A 23,125-nucleotide genomic window follows, 5' to 3' on the forward strand; every position below is an offset into this window, starting at 1 on the left:
GATTAATTAATGGATAAGAATTGGATATGACTGTAGGCAATTTAGGAGAAGCCATATTCTATGTCATTGTCCAGGTCATCTTGATTATAATGAAGTTCTGTTTTTCGTTTGCCCAATTCCTCATGAAATTCCCACTTGGTCATACCTGCTAATGATCGGGCTTTACCCAGGGAAAGAATTCCTCTTTGGTAGAGACTAACGGCTAATTCTATAAGCAAATGACCTTGTTTATCCGTTTCAGGAAGCCGTATGGCTTGCCATATATCATCGGGTATATTGATTGTTAAACTCATGTCATTAAAAATTTCTTCAAAATAAAGATATCTAAAAAAAACCAAACTTCCGTAGTGATAACACCCTAATATTCTTTTCTGTTTAAGGTTGATCCGGTTGTAGTATAATCTATTTACTTTCATTGACTTTTGGAGAAATGCAATATTGATCGTCAGGAATGTATTTCAGGAACATTATGGTTTTTTATACTTTCTTTTCGAACGAAACTTGAACGAATTCAGTTGTACTTGTAATTAATGTACAATGGGTGAAGAAATGATCACTACATAAATTTATTTATTATCTTTAAGCTTATGGATGCTATCAAAGTAACATTTCGCGACGAGCAAGAAGAGAAAGTTTTGCTTAGTATTTTGGATAGTCTGAGTTATGACTATGAACCTCAATATTCAATTGAGGAAGAGGAGAAAATTGCTGCTGCATTAAAACGAAGTAAAGAGGATTTTCAAGCCGGTCGATTTTCTGAACATAAGGATGTGATGAAACGAATTAAAAGTTATGTTTGGATTTAGACCATTCGCCACATCAAACTATTTTACTTATTTTTACGTTTGTCAATTGAGGATGTATTTGCTTTGCTTCGAACAACTTGTGTTGAGCAGTAGATAAAATATTTTCAATGTTTTGTATAAAAACCGGCATTTGCCCTAATTAATTCAAAATATGCGTACCATAACAATAGATATTATAAATGAAAAAGCCTTGAACCTTTTGAGGGAACTGGAGCTACTTGAACTTATCCGGTTGCATAAGGGGAAACCAGGTGAAAAGTCTAAAGCTGTAGACTGGAAAAAGTACAAAGGAGCCATGTCTAAACAATCTTTGGAAGAGATTGACTACCAGTTGAAAGAGTTGCGTAACGGATGGGAATAAAATATCTTTGGGATACCAATACAGTTATTTATTATTTAAATCAACAGTTTCCACCCTCGGCGGAAAAGTTCATGGATCGTACATTGAAGGATTCTATACCTGCTATTTCAGTAATCACGGAAATAGAACTTTTGTGTTGGAAAGCTTCTTCTGAAAAGGATCTGAAGATTTTACATGATTTTGTAGGGGATGCAATGGTTTTTGAATTGGAAAAGGACATTAAACTCAAAACGGCCAATATCCGTAAGGCCCATAATATTAAACTACCTGATGCAATAATTGCTGCGACAGCTTTAACTTATGACTTTACACTGCTTACAAGGAATGTCAAGGACTTCAAAAATATCTCCGACCTTAAGGTTATCAATCCTTATGAACAATAAAAAGAGCTAATAGCATATGGAGATTATCCAGTAAACAATCATCTCAGAGGAGTAATTCTAACGTTTTTTGGGATTTAATAAGAGCTTAAAGATCGAAGCAAGAATAAAATGGACTTATGAAGTTCAAAATAAAACAAATGAAAAATATTGATCTGCTTGTGAAATAGTTTTGATTGGTGTATCTTAATCAATTAGGATAAAAATTTAAATACGTGTCATTTCCGCCAGTCTTACTCATTAAAACTGGCCCCATCGGAACGGATTTTTTACCCTATCCCCGGTAATTTGGTAGGAAATTTTCCCGACATATTTATGGAGATAAAAATTACAGCTTTTCTAAAGAACAAAGTGAAAAGGTTATAGCTATTTGATCTATCAATCATTTCATTACTGAAAGAAGTCGCTATCAGCCAAATCCATAGCATTTTCTATTTCACTAATTCTTATATATTTCATAAAGGTCGATTCCTTTTTGTGACCTGTTATTTTCATGATTTTGATACTAGGGATGCCATTTAGATAGGCATTGGTCGCAAAAGAACGTCTACCTGTATGACTGGTTACCAATTCCCATTTGGGTTTATATTCAGGAATCACCTTGGATTTGATATGTTTTCTTACTAGTACCTGATCATTCATTTCGGCTGTTTGACATACTTCCTTTATGTAGTCATTAAACTTTTGCGGACTAATAGCTTCCACCGGGAATCCATCGTATCTATTGATTATATCTATTACGTATTGTCTTAAAGGAATAACCACATTTTTATTGGTCTTAATAGTTGGTACTGTTAAAAAGGCTTTCCCATTTTGATAAGAAACTTGATTCATCGATAATTTTTCAATATCGGAATATCTTAATCCAGTATAACACTCTATTAAAAATAAATCTCTTGCTTTCTCCAATCGCAGATTATGGGACAAATCCAATTGTCTAAGTACTTCAATTTCATTTTCATTGAGATAAATAGAATCTGTTTCAACGGTAGAAACACTAAGATCTTTAGAAGTGAAACTCCGATCCTTTATAAGCTTCTTAGAAAATGCGGTATCCATAATTCCCCGGTAACTTGTAATCAGTCTGGCTATATAATTGGGTTGGTAATGACCTTTTTTATTTTTACCCTTTTTGAATTTGGTATTAAAGAGGAACTGTTTAAACCCAAGGTGAAATTCTTCATCAATGTCTGACATGTTGAAGTGTTTTGACTTTTCGTATAGCTTTATTAACCGGACAATTTTTTCATAATTCTGAATGGTTTTGGGTCTAAGAGTATTATCAGCCTTTTTGTTTTCGAGATATTGGTCAAGAAAAGAATGAAGAGTATTTCCTTTCTCATTGGTATTCTTAGGAGTTCCATTTACCTTTTCGTTTATTCTCTTGGTTAATTTCCCATTTGTTGCATTTTGTTCTTCATTTAATAATTCAAGATATGATTCTTTAGCTGCATTGGAATATTTCTCCAAAATTTGATTGTATAGTGCGTATTTGGGAAATTGGCTATTATTTTTTACCCTCATTTTGTTTTGATTCCAAAACTTAGTGGGAACTTTTAATCCGGTACTCAATTTCAGCTTTCTTCCTTCATATCGAAAAATTAAGTAAATCAGGGATTCTGTCTCACTGGGTGATTTAAGGTTAAACTTTGGTTGATTCATAATAGAAGTATTAAGAATACAAATATATGAAAAAATTATATGTCTAGGGGTCGGTTTAGGGGTTGGTTTGTTTGGTATTTGGTGTTATTTGTTAAGACTTACAAATATTAACTTATTGATTGTCAGTATTTATAATAATATGTAGTCTTATTGAATCTTAAAAGTTACGGTCCCGTCCGGACCGCCAATATAAATCACAATCCCTTGTAGTTCAATGAATTGCAAGGGTTTTTTTGTTTTAAACTATGTCGTTAAAATAATGAGGTTTTATATCAAATTTATGTCGATAGTTGTTCACAAATTAAACTGTTGATTATTTTGCTGTTTACTGTTGAGACATAGATGGAAATTTTATAAAGGACTTGTTTATATTGACAGTTTCCTGTCGAAATCAAATTATAAATCGTATTACTTTTTCAAGTTGTCGATATTTTTCTCGAATGATTGTATAATGAAAAGTTGAAATTCTAAAGAAGCATTCTTTTTTAATCTACATAACTTTTTGCCTTGAGAAAGACTAATCCTCAAAAACGTAATTTAGGTTGTTCAATTCGATCGATTTATTGATATTTGGCTGAATTCGATTCTTATTCGAACTTTGTCATTGATTTATTTTTTGTGGACTTGTGGTAGTCAATTACATGCCCGGTTGAATAGATTGAAAGTGATATTGGATTCACATTATCCACCTATAAAAACTGTCTGATCTCCAATTACTATGGTTCCTCCATGTGCGGTGGCATCACCTACTCGGGCTGCAGGCACTCCTCCTATCATTACGGTAGCAGACCCTGTTACGATGGAGTCAGGCGGTCCAACGCATTCCAGCAGATCGCCCACTCGGGCTGCTGGTAGTCCACCTATTATTACGGTGGGGTCACCAGGACCTGTAATAGGACCGCCAACATGTGGGATGGGAGGTGAGCCTGAAGTGACCTCAGGGCATTTATGAAAATCAGTTAGTCTTGCTGCTGAAGGCATATTTTATCTTTTTTGAATTAATTAATCATTACCATGCCTCCTTTGATAGTGGTTTCGGTTCCACCTTGAAGGGATGCCGTCATTTCTCCTTCGGCGGTAAATTGCATATCCGCTTTATTTGTAATATTCAAAGCTTTAATCTGGACATCACCCATAGAAGACTCAACTAAAATTCCTTCGTTACCTTTAAATATTAATTTTTGTGATGCATCCAGGGTAAGGTTTTTACCACTTTTGAGTAGTATTCCACTTTCAGACATAACAATGCTGTTGTTATTTTGATCATTGATAGTTATTTCCTTGTTCTTATCATTAAAGGTAGCGCAATTTTCATTAGGTGTTTCTATTGCAAGTATTTGGTCTTTGTCGTTAAAACGAATATTAATACCTGTTTTAGAAGCAATCGATTTGATGCTATTTTTTTCATCTGGATTTAATTCCTGAAAAGGCTTGTTTTCGGATGAACTGTACATACTTCCTAATATAATTGGATAACGTGGATCTTCATTTAAAAAACCGACAACAACTTCATCACCCACTTCAGGCATGAATAAGGTACCGGAACCAGAGGTTGAATAAAAATTAGTTAGACGCGCCCATATCCCATTACCATTCGGATCGATTGAAGGAATATTGATTAATATACGATATTGATTAGCAGGATCTTCATGCATTTTTAATACCTTGGCATTAAATAATCCTTTGGCACCTGGTAATATTGCTGGAGCGGAAGGGACGATTCGATCAGGTTCTTCCAAAGGCGAACTTATTGACAATCCAATTGAAGCTTTCGTCATCCAGCGTCCCTGTTCTATAATATGGTGAATGTTTGAAATGATGTGATCTCCATTAAATCGATTTCCTAATCCAGTTAGGGTAATATACTTTCCAGGGTCAACCAGATTATTCCCATTAAATTTTACCTCTCCGGTGATTTTTGAAAAAGCGCTTTTAATTAAAGTAGCATTTGATAATTCTGTTAATTCATCATTGTTTATTGGTGTTGAACTTTGTAATTCATAATTAGAAATTCCAAGGACTTCAGATAGTTTTTTTGAGGATAGATTTCCAGGGCCACTATATTTATTAACCACACCTCCAGAAATAATTTTTTGTGCGGTAAAATCCCATGAAGAAGCTTTTACTGATCCTAGTTGGGTAATCGCATCTAGTGTTGCATTAAATTCTAATAAATTATCACCATAGGTTATAGTAAAAACAGGTACATTTTCAGCATCAGGTTTAAATACAGATACCTTCCCATTGATTGAAGTAACAATCATTCCGTTAGTTTCAGCCCTGGCAATTATGTAATCCCAGTCTGTCGTATAATATTGTACTTGTTCTGGCCATACTATCGATGTCGGTGATACCGCTGCACTTAAGCCACTATAATTATTAATGATAGTAGTCATAATATCACTATCTTTTTGTTTTGAATAAGTCAAACTTTTACGTCCGACAATCATTTTTATAGCTTCATCACGACATTCAACAATCAATACTGAACCGATATTCTCATTAATTTGTATGTTTTGTTTGGTAATTAATCCCTTGAAAATGACAGTATTATTGTCATCATATCCAGCTTCAATAGTGATTGAATTTCCGGGTACAAAAGTGTTTGATGAACTCGCTGCAAATTCTCCGGTTGATGAATCTCCGTCGGTGAGGATTACTTTAGCTATTGGAATTTGATTGACGCCTTTTTGGACTTCAATGGATTGAATGCTATTAATATCACTAATAGGTGTGCCATCAATTTTTATCGCAAAAGAGACTAAATCTCCACTTGCTATCGACTTTTTACTCATTATATTATGGTTTTAGGGCGGGTGAAAAAATAATTATATGCCTCGTGAAATTCTCTAAAATTATTTGGTCCATACGCCTAGTGGTTGGTATTGGTATTTACAACATATGGAAATTTGGATAGCTTTGGAAAATTGTTATCCTAACTAATAATTCCAACCTTACTAAAATAACCTATGATAATTATTTTCAAAAGTAAGTAAAATAATTTTTAATACGGTAGTAGAAAAGGGTATAGAAAAATAGTTTTGAATTAGGAATAAAGATACCTTATGAATTTTGGCCTGAGCGGTTTTATGATGGATATTTTGTGGTCGTACCAATAGTTCCACTAACTGTCAATTTGAGCAAGCTTGGGAGTGAAAGTGCCCATGATTAGATGGGGATTATAGCCATCGCCGGAGATTTATTTAAAAAAGTTTACCAGCACTGAAATGGTGGTTATATGAAACTGAATTTTAGAATCAGATTAAACTTGCATTAGGAGCTAAGAGTTCCAGTAGATACATTTCTGAGTCAAATTCTTATCAGTCAAATTTACAGATTTATCCGATGCCAACTTTTTAATTCAGGTAAGGATGGTTGACCATGTTTTTGATCACCTGTTCATTGCTCCTAGGTTTTCAATTTTTCTTAAATATTTTAGGCGATATTTTTCATTAGATAATCTTATAGGTCCAATAGATGTAATTTTTACTTTCTTAATACCGATAAAATTTAAAGTTGCCTTTTTTATGGCAGAGTGACTAGGGCTCCCGTAAATAAGTTTGTAATACCATGCTGGTTGGTCCATTGTGCAAATTATTCTTGCCGTTTTTCCGGTGAAGTATTTATCCCAGAGCAAGGAATTTGCCCTTTTTTCAAAAGCAAATCCCGGGAGCAGAACTCTATCTAAAAACCCCTTCATAATAGCAGGTACGGAGCCCCACCAGACCGGATAAATTAACACCCAATGGTCGGCCCATTTTAGTTTTTCCTGAGATTCTATTAAATCTGCTTCGAGCTCAGTTCTCTTTCGGTATCCGAATTGAAGGTTTGGATTGAAATTTAATTCTCCAATATTAATTTCCTTTATTTCAGCATTGGATTTTTTTACTCCTTTTTTATAAGCTGCTGAGAGTGCAGAGTTATAACTTTTTTTATCGGGATGCCCGTTGATAATGAGTATCTTTTTCATTCGTGGTTTGAGATTTGTGATTTGAAAAAATAGTGAGGTCATGGGTAGATAATAGGAACAGGACTGTGATATTTTTATAGCATGAATTTCAGCTTTTTCTCAAATTGATAACCGGTTAAATTTTCTTTTGTAAGGAATGCGAATAAAACAAAACAAGCGGGTAGGGTGAGAAAAGTGTTGCAAATAATGAAAGTAGCTATACTACAGAAAGATATCAGAAATCGTGTCCCAAATTTGCTGATATTATCTGCGATCCATTCTTGTTGTAAAAAATATTCATGAATTGCCAGAGAGTAACCATAAAATCGAAGGGCAACTTCATAAAGTAACCAAGTTGGGTAAAACCATTTTCTAATTGGGACCCACCATTGTCCCCAAATCGAATTCAGGTTTTTGTGATTTACTTCCATTTAATTTTCTTTTTACAAAGGTGGTTTTATTGGAAGAATTATCATTTGATATAGATCAAATTCGGTATTTAGGGTTTCTGATTCTGCTCAAAGTTTCAAGTGTAATTCCCAGGTAAGAAGCAATATGGGTAAGGGGAATTCTAGTGACAATATTCGGGTGGATATTTAGGAGATGTTGGTATCTTTCATCTGCTTTATTGAATTGAATGGTATATAACCTTTCGCAAAGACCTAACATGGTTTCTGTCACTACCTTACTAATAAAACGTTCGAAATCATGATGTTTGTCTGAAAGAATATCAAATGTATCTTTTGAAAATTCCAGTACTATCGAATCCTCAACAAATTCCACATAATGAGGACTTGCCTCCTGGCTAAAAAAGCTAACAATCGGAGCCATAAATTGATTTTCAAAAGTAAACCAGTCAGTAACGTCTTTTCCATCCTTCAGATAATATGCTCTTGCACAACCCTCTATTATTAAATATGCCTTTTTTGAAAATTGGCCTTCCCTTACTGCAATATCCCCTTTTTTAAAAACATTGATTTTTGAAGAGTCAATAAAATCTTTTTGACAATCAGCCGAAAGCGGAGAATATTTTTTCTCAATATTTTTCAGGATTCTTTCGCTATCCATTTTAATGGTTGTTACCTCTTGCTTTGGCATCATATATTTATAATTTGTTAAGAGACTTAATATCATGTGGGTTAAGCTTATCTATTCCTTCCTTCATGGCATTAATCTGTTCAATTGAATGTCCTTGATAATTGGACACTTCTCCTACGATTCTAAAAGGGGCTGTTGAGCGATATGATTTCGAGGGATTTCCAGGAAATTTACGGTATGTCAGGTCAGGGGCATTTTCAATTTCTCCCGTCGATTCAACTAAATAAATTCTTTCTCGCCCTTTTCCAATAGTAAGTTCAGCTCCCCAAATAGCTGCATCCAACATCACAGTCAAGATAATATATATTTAGAACTTTTCCTTTGCCCAAAATTTGAGTTATAGCCAACTTCGACTTTTTCACCAATAGTAAGTTCAGCAATTGTTCCATAGAAATATGTCTGTACAAATGGGCTGGGGGCCAAAGAATTGTTTATTGTATTTTTCTGCATAATTGCATTTTTTTAAGTTGAGCTATTTATGGCGTCATTCATTTCAAAATTTTAGATAACTGCATAAAATATTTTCCTGTCAATAAAACTACAATGCAATTAAAATGAAAATCGAACAACGCCTTTTGCAAAAAATGGAGTCCCGGGCGTAAAATGAATTTCCTCTACAGGGTTTACTTCTCCAGCTAATCGGGACTCGGTGGCAAACTGTGTTTCATTCCATTCTGTATTGAATAGGTTTTGAATCTGGATTCCCAAATCGATTTTTCCCCATTGGTAGCCGGCATTGAAGTCAGTAATAGTATACCCTTCAGCAGTAATGGAATAGTTTTCATTTGCCGGTCTGTGATCCATATGTCTGACTGAGATGCCTCCATACCATCCTGAAGGATGTAATACTTTCAGCCCACTGGAAAGCGTGAAATCCGGTGCCAGGGGTATAAGGTTTTCTTCCTGGGGAGCCTCCACAGAACGAGCATAAGTATAATTCCCATCAATATTCCAAAATAACCATTCCCAGGGTTGATACCGGAGGCTGAAATCTACGCCCTGTCGTTGTGTCTTTCCTCCAGGTTCTACAATTCCAGCATCTCCCACATATACGAACTCTTGTTCCAGAAATAGATACCACAGGGCTGTATTTATAACGGTATTTGGGAAGGGTTTCCAAATTATGCCCAGGTCAGTATTATAAGATGAGGGTAAAATCTTTTGTCCATTTTGTATAATAACCACACGGGTGTCGTTTGAATGAAAGCTTTTCCCGGTCTTGAGATATAATTGAATGTGGTCTTCGGGAAGATGGTAAAGAATATTCAATTTCGGGCTTGCAATTGATTGTGCTTGTGATTGGTTTAAGTATAAATTCGTCAGGGCATCCTGATATTGAAAGTGGAATAAATCTAACCTGATGCCTGGATTCAAAGTCCATTGTCCCAGGTCAAAAGAAGCGTTCAAATACCCATACCCATTTGATTCCCGGACGTCCCCGGATTGAATCCGTTCAAGAATTTCCTTCCTGTTGACCGTATGGGCAAGTTCATTATTAAATATCTGGTCAGCACGTAATCCGACTCCTGCCTGCCAATCACCTGAAATTCGGGATCCTGAAAATTGTCTGTTGTACTCAGAATTGAAACCATATATTTTTCTGTTTTCTATCTGTTTGATTTGATCTCCATTTTGCGGATCCTCCAGGAAGAAAGTGAAGTTAGAGAATAGTTCAAAGTCGTATTTAGTGTAGTATATATTGTTTTTTACAAAAGATTTGTCATCAATGCTTTTATTGTATTGAAAGAGTAAATTCGTACGGTGTGTCTGTCCCCCTTCAGTATCATCTATGGCACCAAAACGGGTAATCATACCATTATCTACTGCGCGTTGTGGTATTTGTCCAGAAGCATCCCAGTCGCTGGTAAATGTAGAGGCTGTCAGGCTTATTTTATCCGTTGGGGTTAGATGCCCGGTATATTTCCCCATAAAATTGATCCGATTGAAATTTTGCGGGCTTTCAAACGGTCCATCAGTACGCAGAAATTCCGTGGCTATGTAAGCTGAGTTGTTTTTCCGGTCCAGCACATTCAACATCCCCATGAGCCGTTGGGTGTTGAATTGGCCGACTTCTAATTTTACACTATTATGTTCGAGACTTTCTCTGGTTTTAAATGCGACATATCCCGCTGTAGAAAAATTCCCTTTATCGGCATAATAGCCGCCTTTCCCAAAATCGATTTTGTCTACGGTTTCGGGAATGATGAAATGCAGGTCCGAATACCCCTGTCCGTGGGCATGGGATACCATATTGACAGGTATCCCATCTACCTCTATACTAAGATCTGTTCCGTGATCAATATCGAATCCCCTCAAAAATATTTGTTCCGCTTTACCACCTCCTGCATGTTGACCTATAAACAATCCCGGGACCTGTCGCAATATATCTTGTGATGAATTAACGGGGTCCACCCTAATATCTATGTCCGAGAATAAAGTGAGGGCATCGGTCTCTGGAGCAATGGTAATTTCTTTTAGTAAAAGGGTTTTGGGAATCAGTGTTATGGACAATTGTTTTTCCAAAGAATTAACCTGAATTATTTTTGTATTAAATCCCAGGTGGGAAAATTCCAAACTATCGCCCATTGATACATTTGGTACCAAAATACTGCCGGACCTGTCACTATGGGTATGTGTGCCGTTAGAAAGATTTACGACCAAAACATTTTCGATGGGATTAGTATTCTTATCTTGAACGGATCCCTCCAGGGATTGACTACTCGCTATTGTGTTGAAAACGAGGATGAAAAAAGAAAAAATGCAGAAACTCTTCATTGTATAGGGAAACCTTCTTTGGTTTTATTTGAAATTATTTCAATCAATAATTAAGGCTAATATATTAAAATTTATCTGAGTTTGCTCTGTACTTTGCAATGTAAAAAATACCCGGGGAGTTCTCCGGGAGGTTTGCGTTTTTACTCAAGCTCTATTCCGGGTGGGATTAATTTGTATACCACCGGGGTTACGATTCTTGAAAGTAGAGTAGAACTTATCAGCCCCCCTATAATGACAATAGCCAACGGAGATATTAATGGATTCGAAGACATTGCTATAGGTATTAATCCGCCAATGGCTGTAAGTGTTGTAAGAATAATGGGTAAAAAACGCAATTCCCCCGCTTCCCGGATAGCTTCATCCAAAGATACTCCCTCAGAACGCAATTGATTGGTAAAGTCGACCAATAATATGGAGTTTTTGACCTCGATTCCCGCCAGTGCAATGAGTCCTACTACTGCTACAAAAGAAAGGGAGTTCCCGGTTATCCAAAGAGCAATTAAAGCTCCCACCATTCCCAATGGGATAACAGACAATACGATAAGTGTACTTTTGAAGGTCTTGAACAAGAGGATTAAAATGGCGATAAATAGAAATGCAGTTACCAGGATTACTGTTCCAAAACCGCCAAATGATTCTTGTCGGCTCTCAAATTCGCCCCCCATTTCATAGGCGTAGCCTTTAGGAAGATCCATATTTTCCATTTTATCGATCACTTCGGTAATTACCCGGTCATTGAGAAACCCGTCACGTACAAAGGAGGTAACTGATACGGTTCTGGCCTTATTTTTATGGTAAATATTCAGCGGACTGCTTTCGAATTCAAGTTGTGCTACCTGTCCCAGTGGAAGTGCCGCCCCGGCAGTATTATTTATTTGGAGGTTATTAAAAGAAGTAAGTGTGGCCCTTTCTTCTTTAGGCGTAGTGATAATAATGTCTTTTTTATCTCCATTCTCATCGGTAAATGAGCCTACATTTGTTCCGGCTATAGCCATCCGGACGGTTTGATCTATATCAATTAAGTTGACACCGAGGGAGTGGGCTTTTTCTTGGTTCACAGCAACTTTGATGTCTGTTTTCAGATGGTCTACGGGATTATTGACATAAATGGTTCCATCCTGGGCATTAAGCATTTGTTCTACCCTGGCGGCAATATTTCGTAATGTGTCCAATCGCTCTCCATAAATCCGTACTTCTACGGGGGCCAGTATTGGTGGTCCTTGTTCAAAGTGCTTGACTTCAATTTTTGCCCCGCTGAAATGGGCAAATTTGTGGCGGAGGGTTTCAGCAATTCTCTGTTTGTCCTCCTGGGATGTCCCTGCTTGAAGTTGGACGAAAACCTGGGAATAGTCAGTACGTTCACTCGATTGCAAAACGTTATAATAAATTCTCGGGTTACCTTTCCCGATATTAGAAGAATAGTATTGGACTTCGGGAATTTTTTCTAATTCCATTTCCACATCTCGCGTTATTTGGTCGGTAATTCCGATTCGGGTTTGTTGCGGGGCGTAGATATCAATGACAAATTGAGGCTTTTCCGATTGTGGGAAAAGACTAAAACCAATAACAGGAATGAACCCAAGGGACCCGCCAAAAATTATTGCCGCGGCGATTAGTGTGATTACCGGCCTCCGTATCGAAACCCTGAGGATCCGGGCATAGCTTCCGGAAATAAATCGTTTGAGAAGCCGCATAAACAGATTGCCGGTGTATGCACCACTGTGTTGCTTGAGTATCCTACTGGACAAAAAGGGAATGATGGTCAGCGCAACTACCATGGAGGCCAGAACACTGGACATTACAGCTATGGGAAGGCTTCGTATAAAATCTCCGGATGCTTCCGGTAAAAGAGCCAGTGGCATAAAAGCAATAAGTAGGGTGGCGGTAGTCCCTATTACTGACAGACCAATTTGTTTGGTCCCCATGATGGTCGCTTTTATGCGCGAATTTCCTTCCCGAATCCATCGTTCAATATTTTCAACTACTACTATGCTGTCGTCAACTAGTAATCCCAGCGCTACTACCAAACCGACAATACTCAGTTGGTTTAATCCAAAACCCAAAACATTGAGGATAATAAGTCCGATAGAAAGTGACAGGGGAATGGATATCATAACAATAAGAGAAGCCCTGCCCCCAAGAGGTAACAGTGTAAATAGTACCAGGAAAATGGCAATCAAAAAATCTTTTCCCAGCCCCATCAAACGATGGTTCACATGTTCGGCCTGGTCAAATGCCAGGATCAAATCCAGGTTTTGGGGTAGGGAAGCACTAAAGGTTTCCAGGACGGGAAGGTATTCTTCCTGCGATTTAGAGATATTAAAACCCTCCTTGAGGGCTGCGGTTATAAAAATGGACCGATAGCCATTTATTCGGGTAATATGATTATTTTCTTTATGATCCTTGTGAATGGATGCCACATCACTGAGGCGAATGTTTTTGCCGGATACAGACTGGATAATCGTATTGCTGATGTCTTTTATGTTGGTGAAGTTTCCGCTTGTTTTTATATTGTAAACCCTTTTTCCAGCCTCTATTATTCCGCCTGGGATATTGGCCATGTCGCTTTGGAGCGTTCCCATGACTGCTTTAAGCGGAATGTTATTATAGGCCATTTTTTGTGAATTGAGTTCAATTCGAACCGTTTCATCGGGAAGGCCATGTATTTCAACTTCTTTTAGCGATTGTATTTTTTCGAGTTGTTCCTGAAGCCTTTCCCCGTACTTTTTCATTTCGCTGTAAGGCGCATTTTCACTGACTAATGCCGCTTGAATAATATTCACAAGGGAAGGACCGGCTTTTTGAACTTCCAGGCTTAGGATATTTCCGGGTAGTTCATCGCGGGCATTGTTGACCTCGCGAATTAACTCCTGGTATTTTTCATCTTCATCGCTATCATACAAATATTCTACGGTGAGAACGGCCACTCCGTCCCGGATTTTGGTATCGATTTCTTTGATATCTTCCAGGGCATATATGCGCTTTTCGAGCGGGTCTACCACCAGTTCTTCCATATCCGCCGGTCCTGTTCCGGGATAGATGACAATAATGGGGAATTGGGGAGCGTGAATAGCCGGATCTTCACTTCTCGGCATATTAAATAAGGTAGAAATACCCACCGCAGCGACCATAATAAATAAAACCAGGGTTAGTTGATAATTTTTTACTGCGTATTCTGAAATTTTCATTGTACAATATTGAGAGATGAATTAGTAGGTTTTAATAAATATTGCTTTGGTTGTCAACTGCAACCCGGACCAACGACCCTTGCTTTAGATAGGCGCTGCCGTCTACTATTAATTGTGCGTTCCCAAGGATATCCGGATTTCCCTGGATTAGGATACCGTTTTCTCCAATGCCGGTTATTTGAATCTTGAGTTGTTGTGCTATATTATTCCCATTCGTAATAAATATGTATCCCGTATTACCGTTGGCGTCTAACACTGATTCGTGCGGCACTTCCCAGCTACTGGAATTCCCATCAGGGAATAGGGTAGCGGTCCCGAACATTCCACTAGCCAGATTTTTTTGCAGTGAAGAAGGAATCGATAGTTCAATCCAAAATGTTCCGGTCATTGGGTCTGATAATTTGGCCTTTTTAGATACTTTCGAAAAGAATGTTTTGTCTGGAAATGAACCGGCGGAAATATGAGCAGAGTCCCCGGGGGAAATCGCCGCCCAGTCCCTGTCGCTGACGTGTACTTTTAATCGCCAGGATTGTGTATTTAATCCGTTGATAGCGTATACCGGTGTCCCTCCCGATACAATTTGCCCGCTCGTGATTAATTTTTGGGCAATATAACCGTTGTAAGGTGCTTTTATAGTGGAGTGTGACTGGTTGAACCGAGCTGTTTCGAGTTCTTCCGTGGCGAGATCCATTGCTGTTTTGGCGTTTTGCCTTTGCTCCCGGGTGGCTACATTGTCCTTGAAAAGGTTTTGGGTTCGTAGAAAATCTCTTTGTGCCTTTTCAAAACCAATCTCGGCTTTATTGACCAGAGCATTGATCTCAGTCATATTGAGACGTCCCAGTACTTCATCTTTACGTACATAGTCGCCTTCTTCGAAAGGTAATTCCTCTGCGATTCCCCCGGTCTTGAAAGCCAGGATTGCCGTTTCATCTGTTGAGAATTGTCCCGAAGCATGTATTTGCTTTTGAATTACTTCCTCTTTGATCGGTATGGTAGTTACCAGAATGGTATCTTTAGTTGCTATTATGTCCATTTCTTGAGGTTGGTTTTGCTGACAGGATAGGAGTATAGCAAGGATCCCGGTCAACAGGAATAGTGATTTTATATCTTTCATGATTGTTTGCACTTATTATTTGTGGAAAATAGAATTTTTGTTAATGTTAGCATGGAGCTGTTTTATTGGGTTGTCAAAAGTCTTTGAATTTCTGCTTTTGTTATCATTACGCTGTACATAGCTATATGATATTGTAATTCCGCTTCAGTCAGTTGTTTGCGGGCATCCAGGAATTCAATTTGCGATGCAGTGCCGGCCTGGTAACTCTTATTGATTAATTCGAAGTATTTTTGGGCACTTTGGATCCTATTTTGTGTTGCTGAAGCAGTGGCGTAGTCACTCTTGAATTGCAATAGAGTAGATTGCAATTGTCTACTCAGGTTTTTATTAAGCAATTCCTTTTGATTTTGAAGGGATTGCAGTGACAGCTTTTCTTCCTGAACCTTCATTTTATTTCTTCCATTATGGTAAATGGGGAGCGTGAGCTGGACTCCAGCCATTACATAGGGACTCTGATTCTCGAACTGGAAGTTAAAGGTCTGGACACCCAGGTCAGCAAAAGCGTGGATTCGCGGTGTAGAAAAGGATTCTGCCGATTCTATTGAAGTTTGTTGGATTTGAATAGCATTTTCCATTCGCTGCAATTCGATATTTTCAGAAAGGTCGTACGCATTAGTGTCCAGGAAGTTGTTAACCGATTTTAGTTCAATAGGTTGATACGTTATTTCAGTGTCGGGAGCCTGGTTGAGAAGGAAATTGAGGTAGAGCCGGGCTTTTTTGAGCTGGTTTTCGGCTTTTAACTTATCTGCCAAAAGCGCTGATTGTTCGCTTTCTGCTCGTATTACACGGGCAGGGAGTCCCTTGCCATTGCGCAACAGGGATTGATTGTCCTTTACATTTTGTTCAAGTAGCTTTTCAGCATCTTTGAATACTTCGAGGGACTTGTAAGCGGAGCAGTAGTTATAGTAAGCGATTTTTATATCACGTGTTAAATCTAAAATATATATATCGAGTTCTTTTTCGGACAGGCTTACATATTGTGAGCGAAAATCTCGTTGATTTCGTATGCTTGGATCTAACAAGGGATAGGAAACGCGTACTTTTGCATCCAGGAAGTTATTCGGATTAAACTGTTCGCTGACATTTTGCAACTGAGGGAATGATTGAGTATTGGTTAATTCATTGAGGGTGCTATACACATTGTTTAATAGATCGCCCACGGGAAGATCGATAGTTCTTCCGCCTACGGCTAGTGTATACGAAGTATTCAGGTCAATTGAAGGAAGGAAGTATGTTTTGGCCTTTTCCAGGGCCAATTTGCTTTGCTCCAGTGAGATATTCTTATCTCGAACGACGAGATTATTTTGAATACCTTCCTGGATGTATTTTTCCAGGATGGATTGAGAAAACACTGGTAAAGCAATAGCAGATATAAGGAATAAGGGAATCACTGTTGCTAAAATTTTATTGCAATTTATTCTTGATTTATACATAGTTTATTTATTATACAGTGTTCAATTCAATGATAAAAAATTTTATTTTTGTTGATCTATTAGTTTGTTAAATGATTCGAGTGCATCTACAACAATGCTGTTTTGAATTTCTTCTGATAGTATTTTTGTTCTGTTTCGGATGTACAGGGATACAATTCCGTGCACAGCGGACCAGATCATAAAAGATAACGGCTCCAATTCCTGATCGGGAAAAAACCCTTTAGCCATACATTTTTGAATGAGCTTTTTTAAATAATCAAATGTGGTGCTCCCTTCTACCCAACAGTCTTCCTCTTCATTTTCGACGAATTCCATAGGTTCGTCTTTTATGAACATCAAGTCGTACATGTCCCTGTTCTCCAGTCCAAACTGCACGTAGACCCTTCCCAGGGCTTTCAGGTGTTCTATGGGATCCGATACTGCTTCGAGTACGGTCATTCTACTTCTCAGTTGCCTGAAACCTTCGCTGTGTAAATTGTGGAGGATGTCATTTTTGTCTTTGAAGTAATGATAAATGGTTCCCGGACTATACTCGATGATCTCGGCAATATTGCGAATGGAAGTATTGTCGACACCTTTATCAAGGAACAGTTGCCGTGCCGCATCGAGGATGCGGTTTTTCAATTCTTGTCGTTCTCTTTCTTTTCGATCGGATATTCCCATTATGCAAATATAATTGAACAGTGTTTAAATATCCAAATTTTTTGAGATATTTCTTTGTTCGGGTGGTTATTGAAGATATACTTATATCTGATTTCTAAATCAGTAAAATAGTATAATCTTTGTTTTGATGGATTAATGGAAATTAATGAGGCATTAACAGTTTGGTTTTAATTTTTATGAAATAAATCTAAATAATTATTTTGTAAATTAATATTAAATCAATATAATTGTGGAGAACTACTATTTATAAATAAAGGAAATTTTCCTAAAAAGTTTAAAGTTGATTAATTCTATTTTAGTGTTATTTTCTTGTAGCTTAAATACCCTAATTAGAAACAAGAGAAGAGATTGATGATTCGAGTATTTTATAATTCATAAATAATTAGAATCATGGAAAAAGTTTTTAATTTTACACACACACACACAGAATTAACCGATTAGCGGGTTTTTTCGCTTTGTTCATACTCCTGTTGACAGGGTGTGAAAATGAAAAAGTAAGCCCTACTGCACTTAGTACTGATTACAAAGAAACAGGAATAGAGAATGTAAAGTTAGTTGAAGGAAGATTACATTTTACCAATCCGGATACCTACTTCGAAGACGTAGAGAAAATCATGAGTATGAATGAACAGGAGTTGAATGATTGGGAAGCTTCGATTGGCTTTACCAGTATGAGGGCTGCCGCTAATTCAGCGCATAAAGCATTTGGGAAATTAACTTCTAAAGACCAAATACCTGCCTGGGAGAATGAATACAAAGATGTTGTAACGATAAAGGACGGAGCTGTGACGGATAATGTAAAACTCGGATATTACAAGATTTTGGCGAATCGCGACGGGGAGTATTCTATTGGTCAGACACTGGCAAGAGTATATCCTGGAAGGACTGTGATGATTAAAGATGGAGACCGGTCCAAGTTTAGTGAAGCCCTGGAAATGGAAAAATCAGATCACGACAGGGGAATTTTGATTGTGGATCATGGCCATTCACAGGAAATCCAGGCTCGCAGTAGTTGTGGGACCACTCAGACACATACCGGCCAGGCTGAGAAAAACAATAATAGACAGGCTTTCCTTATCTTGCACGTATATGAAGAAACGTCTGGTAGCTATAGCTGGACCAGTGTGCAAATGCATGTGTACGGACGAAAGAAGAACCTGGGTATTTGGATGAAATACGATACACAGCATCAAATGCAAGAAGTGAATTTTGAAGCGTATAACAATAATAACGTTTTGATATCAAGAAGTTCGGATTATAACGGGTTGGTGTTAGCTGAAGTTACGAATTTTTACTATAATTTTGATATTTTTGGAGACCTTGTTTTATCTGGATACTACACAAATGACACTAAATTTGAGTCTGCAAAGGGCCGGTCAACTACCAGGGGGACGGATGAACATTGGGCAACTATATGCTGTGGAGGATATACGAATTGTCCACAAACTTATGGTGAAAGTTATTTTACGCCATAGCATAATTTAAATTGTTTATATGATGATGGTAAAAGGTAAATTATTATTTATTACACTGGTTTTGTTTTGTGCAGTTGGAGTTTCATATGGCCAGTTTGACGTATCAGCATTTGTCGGGAGTGGTGCATCGGATTTGCAAACGGGATTTCCCTTTTCTGAAAACTCAAACATTCCCAATGAATATCTAAAGCCGGGAGCACAATTCCAGGCAGGTGTTTCGGCGGGTTCCACCTTTCGGAAGGGAGGCATGCTATCCTGGGAAGTGCAGGCCATGATCAGGAGATCATCCATTCGGAATATACCTTTGGATTATATAGAAGAAGAATACAAGGAGGTAGAACATTCGAATGGTGAAGTGGTCGAAGCGTTGACCAAGAGAGTTTATCATCATGATTATAACAATGTCATGAAATGGTCGTATTGGTCAATATCCGTACCCGTATCCCTGAATTTCCAGGTGTTCGGCCCGATAGGGTGGAAGATCGGTGGGACGGCCAATTGGCACTTAACCGAATTATCAGAGGATGATGCCCGGTTGATTACCAATAATGCATCCCTGGATCCCTATTTTGAGAACTTTACCTGGCAAGGCCATACCGGTTTCTTCGCCCGATTGATTCCTAGGCTTCGTCTGGAAGCATTGGCGTATTCTGACTTTGAGCCGAGGTTGATCCTGGGAGAGCCAAACGGTGTATTTGTCCATCGCCGCTACCGGGAAATGGGCTTTTACCTGAATGTCTTTTACAGATTGAATTGATGTTTATCTGTTTTCGAATCCGTTAATAAATATGGAAGAAATAATAAACAGATATTATAGATATTACTGAAGCACCGGTAGGTCGTACTACGGGTGCTTCATTTTTGGTCAAAAATAATATATGAAGGTTGTAATTTGGACTATTTTCTGGATAGCACCTTGTTTGTTGCACGCCCAGTTACGGACTTTTTCCATTATGGATGCGGAGGGGGGAAGGCCTTTGTCCCAGGCGTATGTACAGAATTTTTCTGAGAAAACAGCTACTACTGCAGATAACCAGGGGGCGGCTGCTATACTCGCCTCATCCGGGGATTCTATCAAGGTGTCCTATGTGGGGTACGAAGATACATTGGTGGTCATTGCCGGTGATCAGATGAAGTACGTTGTCAAATTACATACTCGTTCTATGGACGAAGTAGTAATATTAGCTGAAGATGAATTTCATCAACAGGCGGCCCTTGGGAAACAACAGGTCTCCATGGATTTTCTAACGGCCATACCTTCATTGACTGGAGATGCTGATATAATGAAAACCCTTACATTTCTTCCGGGCGTCACAGATGGTAGGGAAGGTTTTTCCCATCTATTTGTCCGCGGCGGTAACCAGGATCAAAACCTCATCCTATACGATGGTGCCACCCTGTTTAATGTCAATCATTTCGGTGGTTTTATTTCTATGTTTCATTCCGATATGATCGACAACGTTGACTTCTATAAGAGTTACTGGCCTTCTCGATATGGGGGGCGGTTGTCTTCGGTGCTGGATATTCGTTCCGCCCCCGGGAATTATAAAAATCATCACCAGTCGGTGGATGTGGGAGTGATATATTCGAAAGTGAAAGCCACTGGACCGATCTGGAAAGACAAAGTGAGTTATTCAATAGGTGGCCGACGGACTTTTATCGATCTTGTTACCGGCCCACTTATCCGGAGGACCAGGAGGGGAGACCGGGAAGGGGAAGTAGCTAATTTTGCTATAGGTGATGCCAATGCCAGGGTGGATGCCCGTATTGGTGAGGATCAACATCTTTCGTTGAGTTATTTTTACGGGACAGACCGGTTGGATACGTATTCGAATGTAACCGAAAGTGCTTCTGACCAGCGGTATTCCATAAAAAATCAGTTAGCCGCCCTCAATTATACCTGGTATGCAAATCCACAAACCACCTGGCGGGTACATGCGAGTACATCATTTTATAAGCATGTTTTCGATGATAATATTGTTGACAATTGGGAAATTTACGGAGGTTCGGGGTATTCCGAAACAAATATAATACGGAGAAATTCCGGTAATAATATCAGGTCCCTGAAATTGGACGTACATGGAAATAGTAAGCTTGGTAGAAAGTGGGACGTGCAATATGGGGCGGAATTTGAGCAATTAGACTACGATCTTTTTTTGGACCGGTCCCATCAATTCCGATATGGTGACCAGGTGTCTACGGTAGATTCTTTTTCCGGTTCTGCACAGCGGTCAGATGCACAGACGTTGGCCCTTTACAGTGATGGGATGTATCAAATCAATGAAAGATGGAAAGTTAAAGCGGGATTACGGTTACCGTATTATTTGTATGCGGATTATGATGATTTTCTTCTTGAACCCAAAGCATTGATCATGTATGATCTTACTTCCCGAAGCACCATGAATTTTTCATATAATTTGCAGCGGCAATATACCACTCTATTAGGTTTTACCGAACTGGACGGCTTTTTCAGAGAGTTTTATACTACTTCGGACAAAGAGGTTCCACCTTCCATTTCTCATCAATGGTCTATGGGATACTTTGTCAATCCCGATTACCGATGGCTGGACAATTTTTCGGCAGAGCTTTTCTATAAAAAACAGGAGGGGTTGGTGCGGTTTATTCCTTCTACCGATGAAGACTTAAATGTTCTGGAATATGAAAATTTTCTTCACCGGGACGGGGGAAATACCACTTATGGGGCTGAAGTTTTATTACAAAAAACGGTGGGGAGGATACATGCTTCCGTTGCCTATACGTATGCCCATTCCAGGATCCGGTTTCCCACTCTCAACAGGGGTGAAAAATTTAGCGCTGATTTTGATTTCCGGCACAATGCCAGTATCCTGCTTATGTATATGTGGGGGAAAGGATATAAATTGTCAGCAGGTTGGAATTACCGTACCGGGAGACCCTTTACGCTCCCCAGTAGTTTCAGTCCCGGTAATGATCTGGCCGGGGGGTACCAGGTAGTAAATGATATTAACAATTACAGGATGCCGGCTTTTCATCGCCTGGATTTGAATTTAGACCGGGAATATGTTACTAAAAGGGGGAATAAACAATGGTTTGGTATAAGTATTTACAATGCGTATAACCAGATCAATCCTTTTTATGTTTCGATTGATGATGACGAGCACCTGGAAGTTCACGGCTTTTTCCCGATTATCCCATCTGTGCATTTTGGCTTTGAATTATAAATTAATGGATCGATGAAAAGACAAAATATAATCAAAACTAAATTTTTCAGGATCAATCAATGCGCAAAATGTATGCTTATGTTAATTGTTATCTTTTTGACATACAGTTGCGAAATGAGCCGGAAGGTTCCCCTTGACGCGCCGATTTATCAACCGCAATTGGTGATTCAAGGCCTGGTGAGCCCTTTATCCGGAGCACGTGCTATTATACGGTACAACCAGCCACTGGGTGACAATGATGTGGATGTTCCTCAATTGCCAAAGATGGAAGTATATCTTATAGAGAATGGCGAAAGAGTAGCAATGTTTGAGCAGGATAGCGCAGATCAATTTAGTATTCCCGCAGAAAATCTTGATTTAAGTGCGGGGATGGATTACGCTATGGAGGTCGTCGACTTGACCCACGAAAGAAAATATGTCTCATCCGATAGTCGTTTACCTGACCCTGTTGAAGTTCAGACTATTTACGCCACTCAGGATTCCCATTTTATGGATGATTATGCATTGGGGATTAGTTTGGGTGAAGTTGAGCAAAAAGTAGAAGCAGTATCTGTTTACCCTGTGTTGCTCGACAGTATGATGCAGCCCGTTAAGCAAATTTCAAACTGGCAGACTCAGGAGGTCAACTTTTGGAATAAGATCAGTACACGTGTTGAATATACTAATGATGGGCTTTGGACGAAAGAAAAGGAATTGCTATTTAGATTGAGCAGGGATTATCTCAATGAAGGAGGAGAACCTATGTTGGCAGATCATGTTGATGTCTACATTACTTATTTGCCCACAGACCTTACGCGATTTGTTCGGGATCTGGAAGAATTATATTTTTCAGGTGAAGATATATTTCAACAAGTACGTCCTGTTTATTCTAATTTTGACAATGCGCAGGGTGTTTTTGGTGTATTTAGCGAGACTAAGCGAAGATTGGAGATTAGGAGGTAGTGCTGTAGCTGAATGATTTTTAGAGGTTTGACAAACATCATTAAGAGACGGAAACACACAAGTATTTTGCAGAATTCCC

18 protein-coding genes and 1 pseudogene are annotated in these 23,125 nt (G+C 38.5%); 7 read left to right on the forward strand and 12 right to left on the reverse strand.

Features of this window, described 5'->3' with window-relative positions:
• Window positions 1–41: 41 nt before the first annotated feature.
• The gene (locus LVD47_RS14110; protein ID WP_236977690.1) at window positions 42–293 is read right to left on the reverse strand and encodes a UPF0175 family protein; all 252 of its coding nucleotides are present in this window, start codon (window positions 291–293) and stop codon (window positions 42–44) included.
• Between the two features lie 294 nt (window positions 294–587).
• Here LVD47_RS14110 and LVD47_RS14115 point away from each other — a divergent pair, with 294 nt between their 5' ends.
• The 3 genes from LVD47_RS14115 to LVD47_RS14125 all read left to right on the forward strand — a co-directional run bounded on the left by LVD47_RS14115 (window position 588) and on the right by LVD47_RS14125 (window position 1,550).
• On the forward strand, window positions 588–806 hold the full coding sequence (locus LVD47_RS14115; RefSeq protein ID WP_236977692.1) for a hypothetical protein: 219 nt from the start codon (window positions 588–590) through the stop codon (window positions 804–806).
• A 151-nt stretch (window positions 807–957) separates the two neighbouring features.
• A complete protein-coding gene (locus tag LVD47_RS14120) occupies window positions 958–1,167 on the forward strand; it encodes a hypothetical protein (protein ID WP_236977693.1) in 210 nt (69 codons plus the stop codon).
• Window positions 1,158–1,550 carry a type II toxin-antitoxin system VapC family toxin gene (locus LVD47_RS14125; RefSeq protein ID WP_236977695.1) on the forward strand — a complete coding sequence of 131 codons (393 nt, stop codon included), beginning with the start codon at window positions 1,158–1,160 and terminating at the stop codon, window positions 1,548–1,550. The genes LVD47_RS14120 and LVD47_RS14125 overlap by 10 nt, the downstream gene beginning before the upstream one ends.
• A 387-nt stretch (window positions 1,551–1,937) precedes the next feature.
• Here the strand turns inward: LVD47_RS14125 and LVD47_RS14130 are convergent, their stop codons facing one another.
• The 11 genes and pseudogenes from LVD47_RS14130 to LVD47_RS14180 form a co-directional block, all read right to left on the reverse strand.
• Window positions 1,938–3,209, reverse strand: a complete 1,272-nt coding sequence (locus LVD47_RS14130; RefSeq protein WP_236977704.1) for a site-specific integrase — start codon at window positions 3,207–3,209, stop codon at window positions 1,938–1,940.
• Window positions 3,210–3,890: 681 nt separating this feature from the next.
• Window positions 3,891–4,190, reverse strand: coding sequence for a PAAR domain-containing protein (locus LVD47_RS14135; RefSeq protein WP_236977706.1), 300 nt, complete (start codon window positions 4,188–4,190; stop codon window positions 3,891–3,893).
• Window positions 4,191–4,207: 17 nt separating this feature from the next.
• Window positions 4,208–6,004 (reverse strand): type VI secretion system tip protein VgrG, encoded by a 1,797-nt coding sequence (vgrG, locus tag LVD47_RS14140; protein ID WP_236977719.1) that lies wholly within the window; start codon window positions 6,002–6,004, stop codon window positions 4,208–4,210.
• Window positions 6,005–6,600: 596 nt separating this feature from the next.
• Entirely contained in the window at window positions 6,601–7,179 is a 579-nt protein-coding gene (locus LVD47_RS14145; RefSeq protein WP_236977727.1) for an NAD(P)H-dependent oxidoreductase, read from the reverse strand.
• 465 nt (window positions 7,180–7,644) lie between these two features.
• Window positions 7,645–8,259 carry a Crp/Fnr family transcriptional regulator gene (locus LVD47_RS14150; RefSeq protein WP_236977729.1) on the reverse strand — a complete coding sequence of 205 codons (615 nt, stop codon included), beginning with the start codon at window positions 8,257–8,259 and terminating at the stop codon, window positions 7,645–7,647.
• Window positions 8,260–8,263: 4 nt separating this feature from the next.
• Window positions 8,264–8,706, reverse strand: a pseudogene (arr, locus tag LVD47_RS24310) (NAD(+)--rifampin ADP-ribosyltransferase).
• Window positions 8,707–8,805: 99 nt separating this feature from the next.
• Entirely contained in the window at window positions 8,806–11,031 is a 2,226-nt protein-coding gene (locus tag LVD47_RS14160) for a TonB-dependent receptor (RefSeq protein ID WP_236977731.1), read from the reverse strand.
• Window positions 11,032–11,171: 140 nt separating this feature from the next.
• Entirely contained in the window at window positions 11,172–14,219 is a 3,048-nt protein-coding gene (locus LVD47_RS14165; RefSeq protein WP_236977733.1) for an efflux RND transporter permease subunit, read from the reverse strand.
• A gap of 31 nt (window positions 14,220–14,250) precedes the next feature.
• Entirely contained in the window at window positions 14,251–15,333 is a 1,083-nt protein-coding gene (locus tag LVD47_RS14170) for an efflux RND transporter periplasmic adaptor subunit (RefSeq protein ID WP_236977735.1), read from the reverse strand.
• Between the two features lie 62 nt (window positions 15,334–15,395).
• Window positions 15,396–16,766, reverse strand: coding sequence for a TolC family protein (locus LVD47_RS14175; RefSeq protein WP_236977737.1), 1,371 nt, complete (start codon window positions 16,764–16,766; stop codon window positions 15,396–15,398).
• Window positions 16,767–16,808: 42 nt separating this feature from the next.
• A complete protein-coding gene (locus tag LVD47_RS14180; RefSeq protein ID WP_236977739.1) occupies window positions 16,809–17,429 on the reverse strand; it encodes a TetR/AcrR family transcriptional regulator in 621 nt (206 codons plus the stop codon).
• 470 nt (window positions 17,430–17,899) lie between these two features.
• Between LVD47_RS14180 and LVD47_RS14185 the strand changes: the two genes are divergently transcribed.
• The 4 genes from LVD47_RS14185 to LVD47_RS14200 all read left to right on the forward strand — a co-directional run bounded on the left by LVD47_RS14185 (window position 17,900) and on the right by LVD47_RS14200 (window position 23,046).
• Entirely contained in the window at window positions 17,900–18,904 is a 1,005-nt protein-coding gene (locus LVD47_RS14185; RefSeq protein ID WP_236977741.1) for a hypothetical protein, read from the forward strand.
• 19 nt (window positions 18,905–18,923) lie between these two features.
• Window positions 18,924–19,661 (forward strand): hypothetical protein, encoded by a 738-nt coding sequence (locus tag LVD47_RS14190; RefSeq protein ID WP_236977743.1) that lies wholly within the window; start codon window positions 18,924–18,926, stop codon window positions 19,659–19,661.
• A gap of 121 nt (window positions 19,662–19,782) precedes the next feature.
• Window positions 19,783–22,104: a TonB-dependent receptor gene (locus LVD47_RS14195; RefSeq protein ID WP_236977745.1), complete on the forward strand. Its 2,322-nt coding sequence runs from the start codon at window positions 19,783–19,785 to the stop codon at window positions 22,102–22,104.
• Between the two features lie 78 nt (window positions 22,105–22,182).
• Window positions 22,183–23,046, forward strand: a complete 864-nt coding sequence (locus LVD47_RS14200; RefSeq protein ID WP_236977747.1) for a DUF4249 family protein — start codon at window positions 22,183–22,185, stop codon at window positions 23,044–23,046.
• Window positions 23,047–23,125: the final 79 nt, after the last annotated feature.

Origin of the sequence: Membranihabitans maritimus (assembly GCF_021729145.1) — a bacterium.
Classification (GTDB): domain Bacteria; phylum Bacteroidota; class Bacteroidia; order Chitinophagales; family Saprospiraceae; genus Membranihabitans; species Membranihabitans maritimus.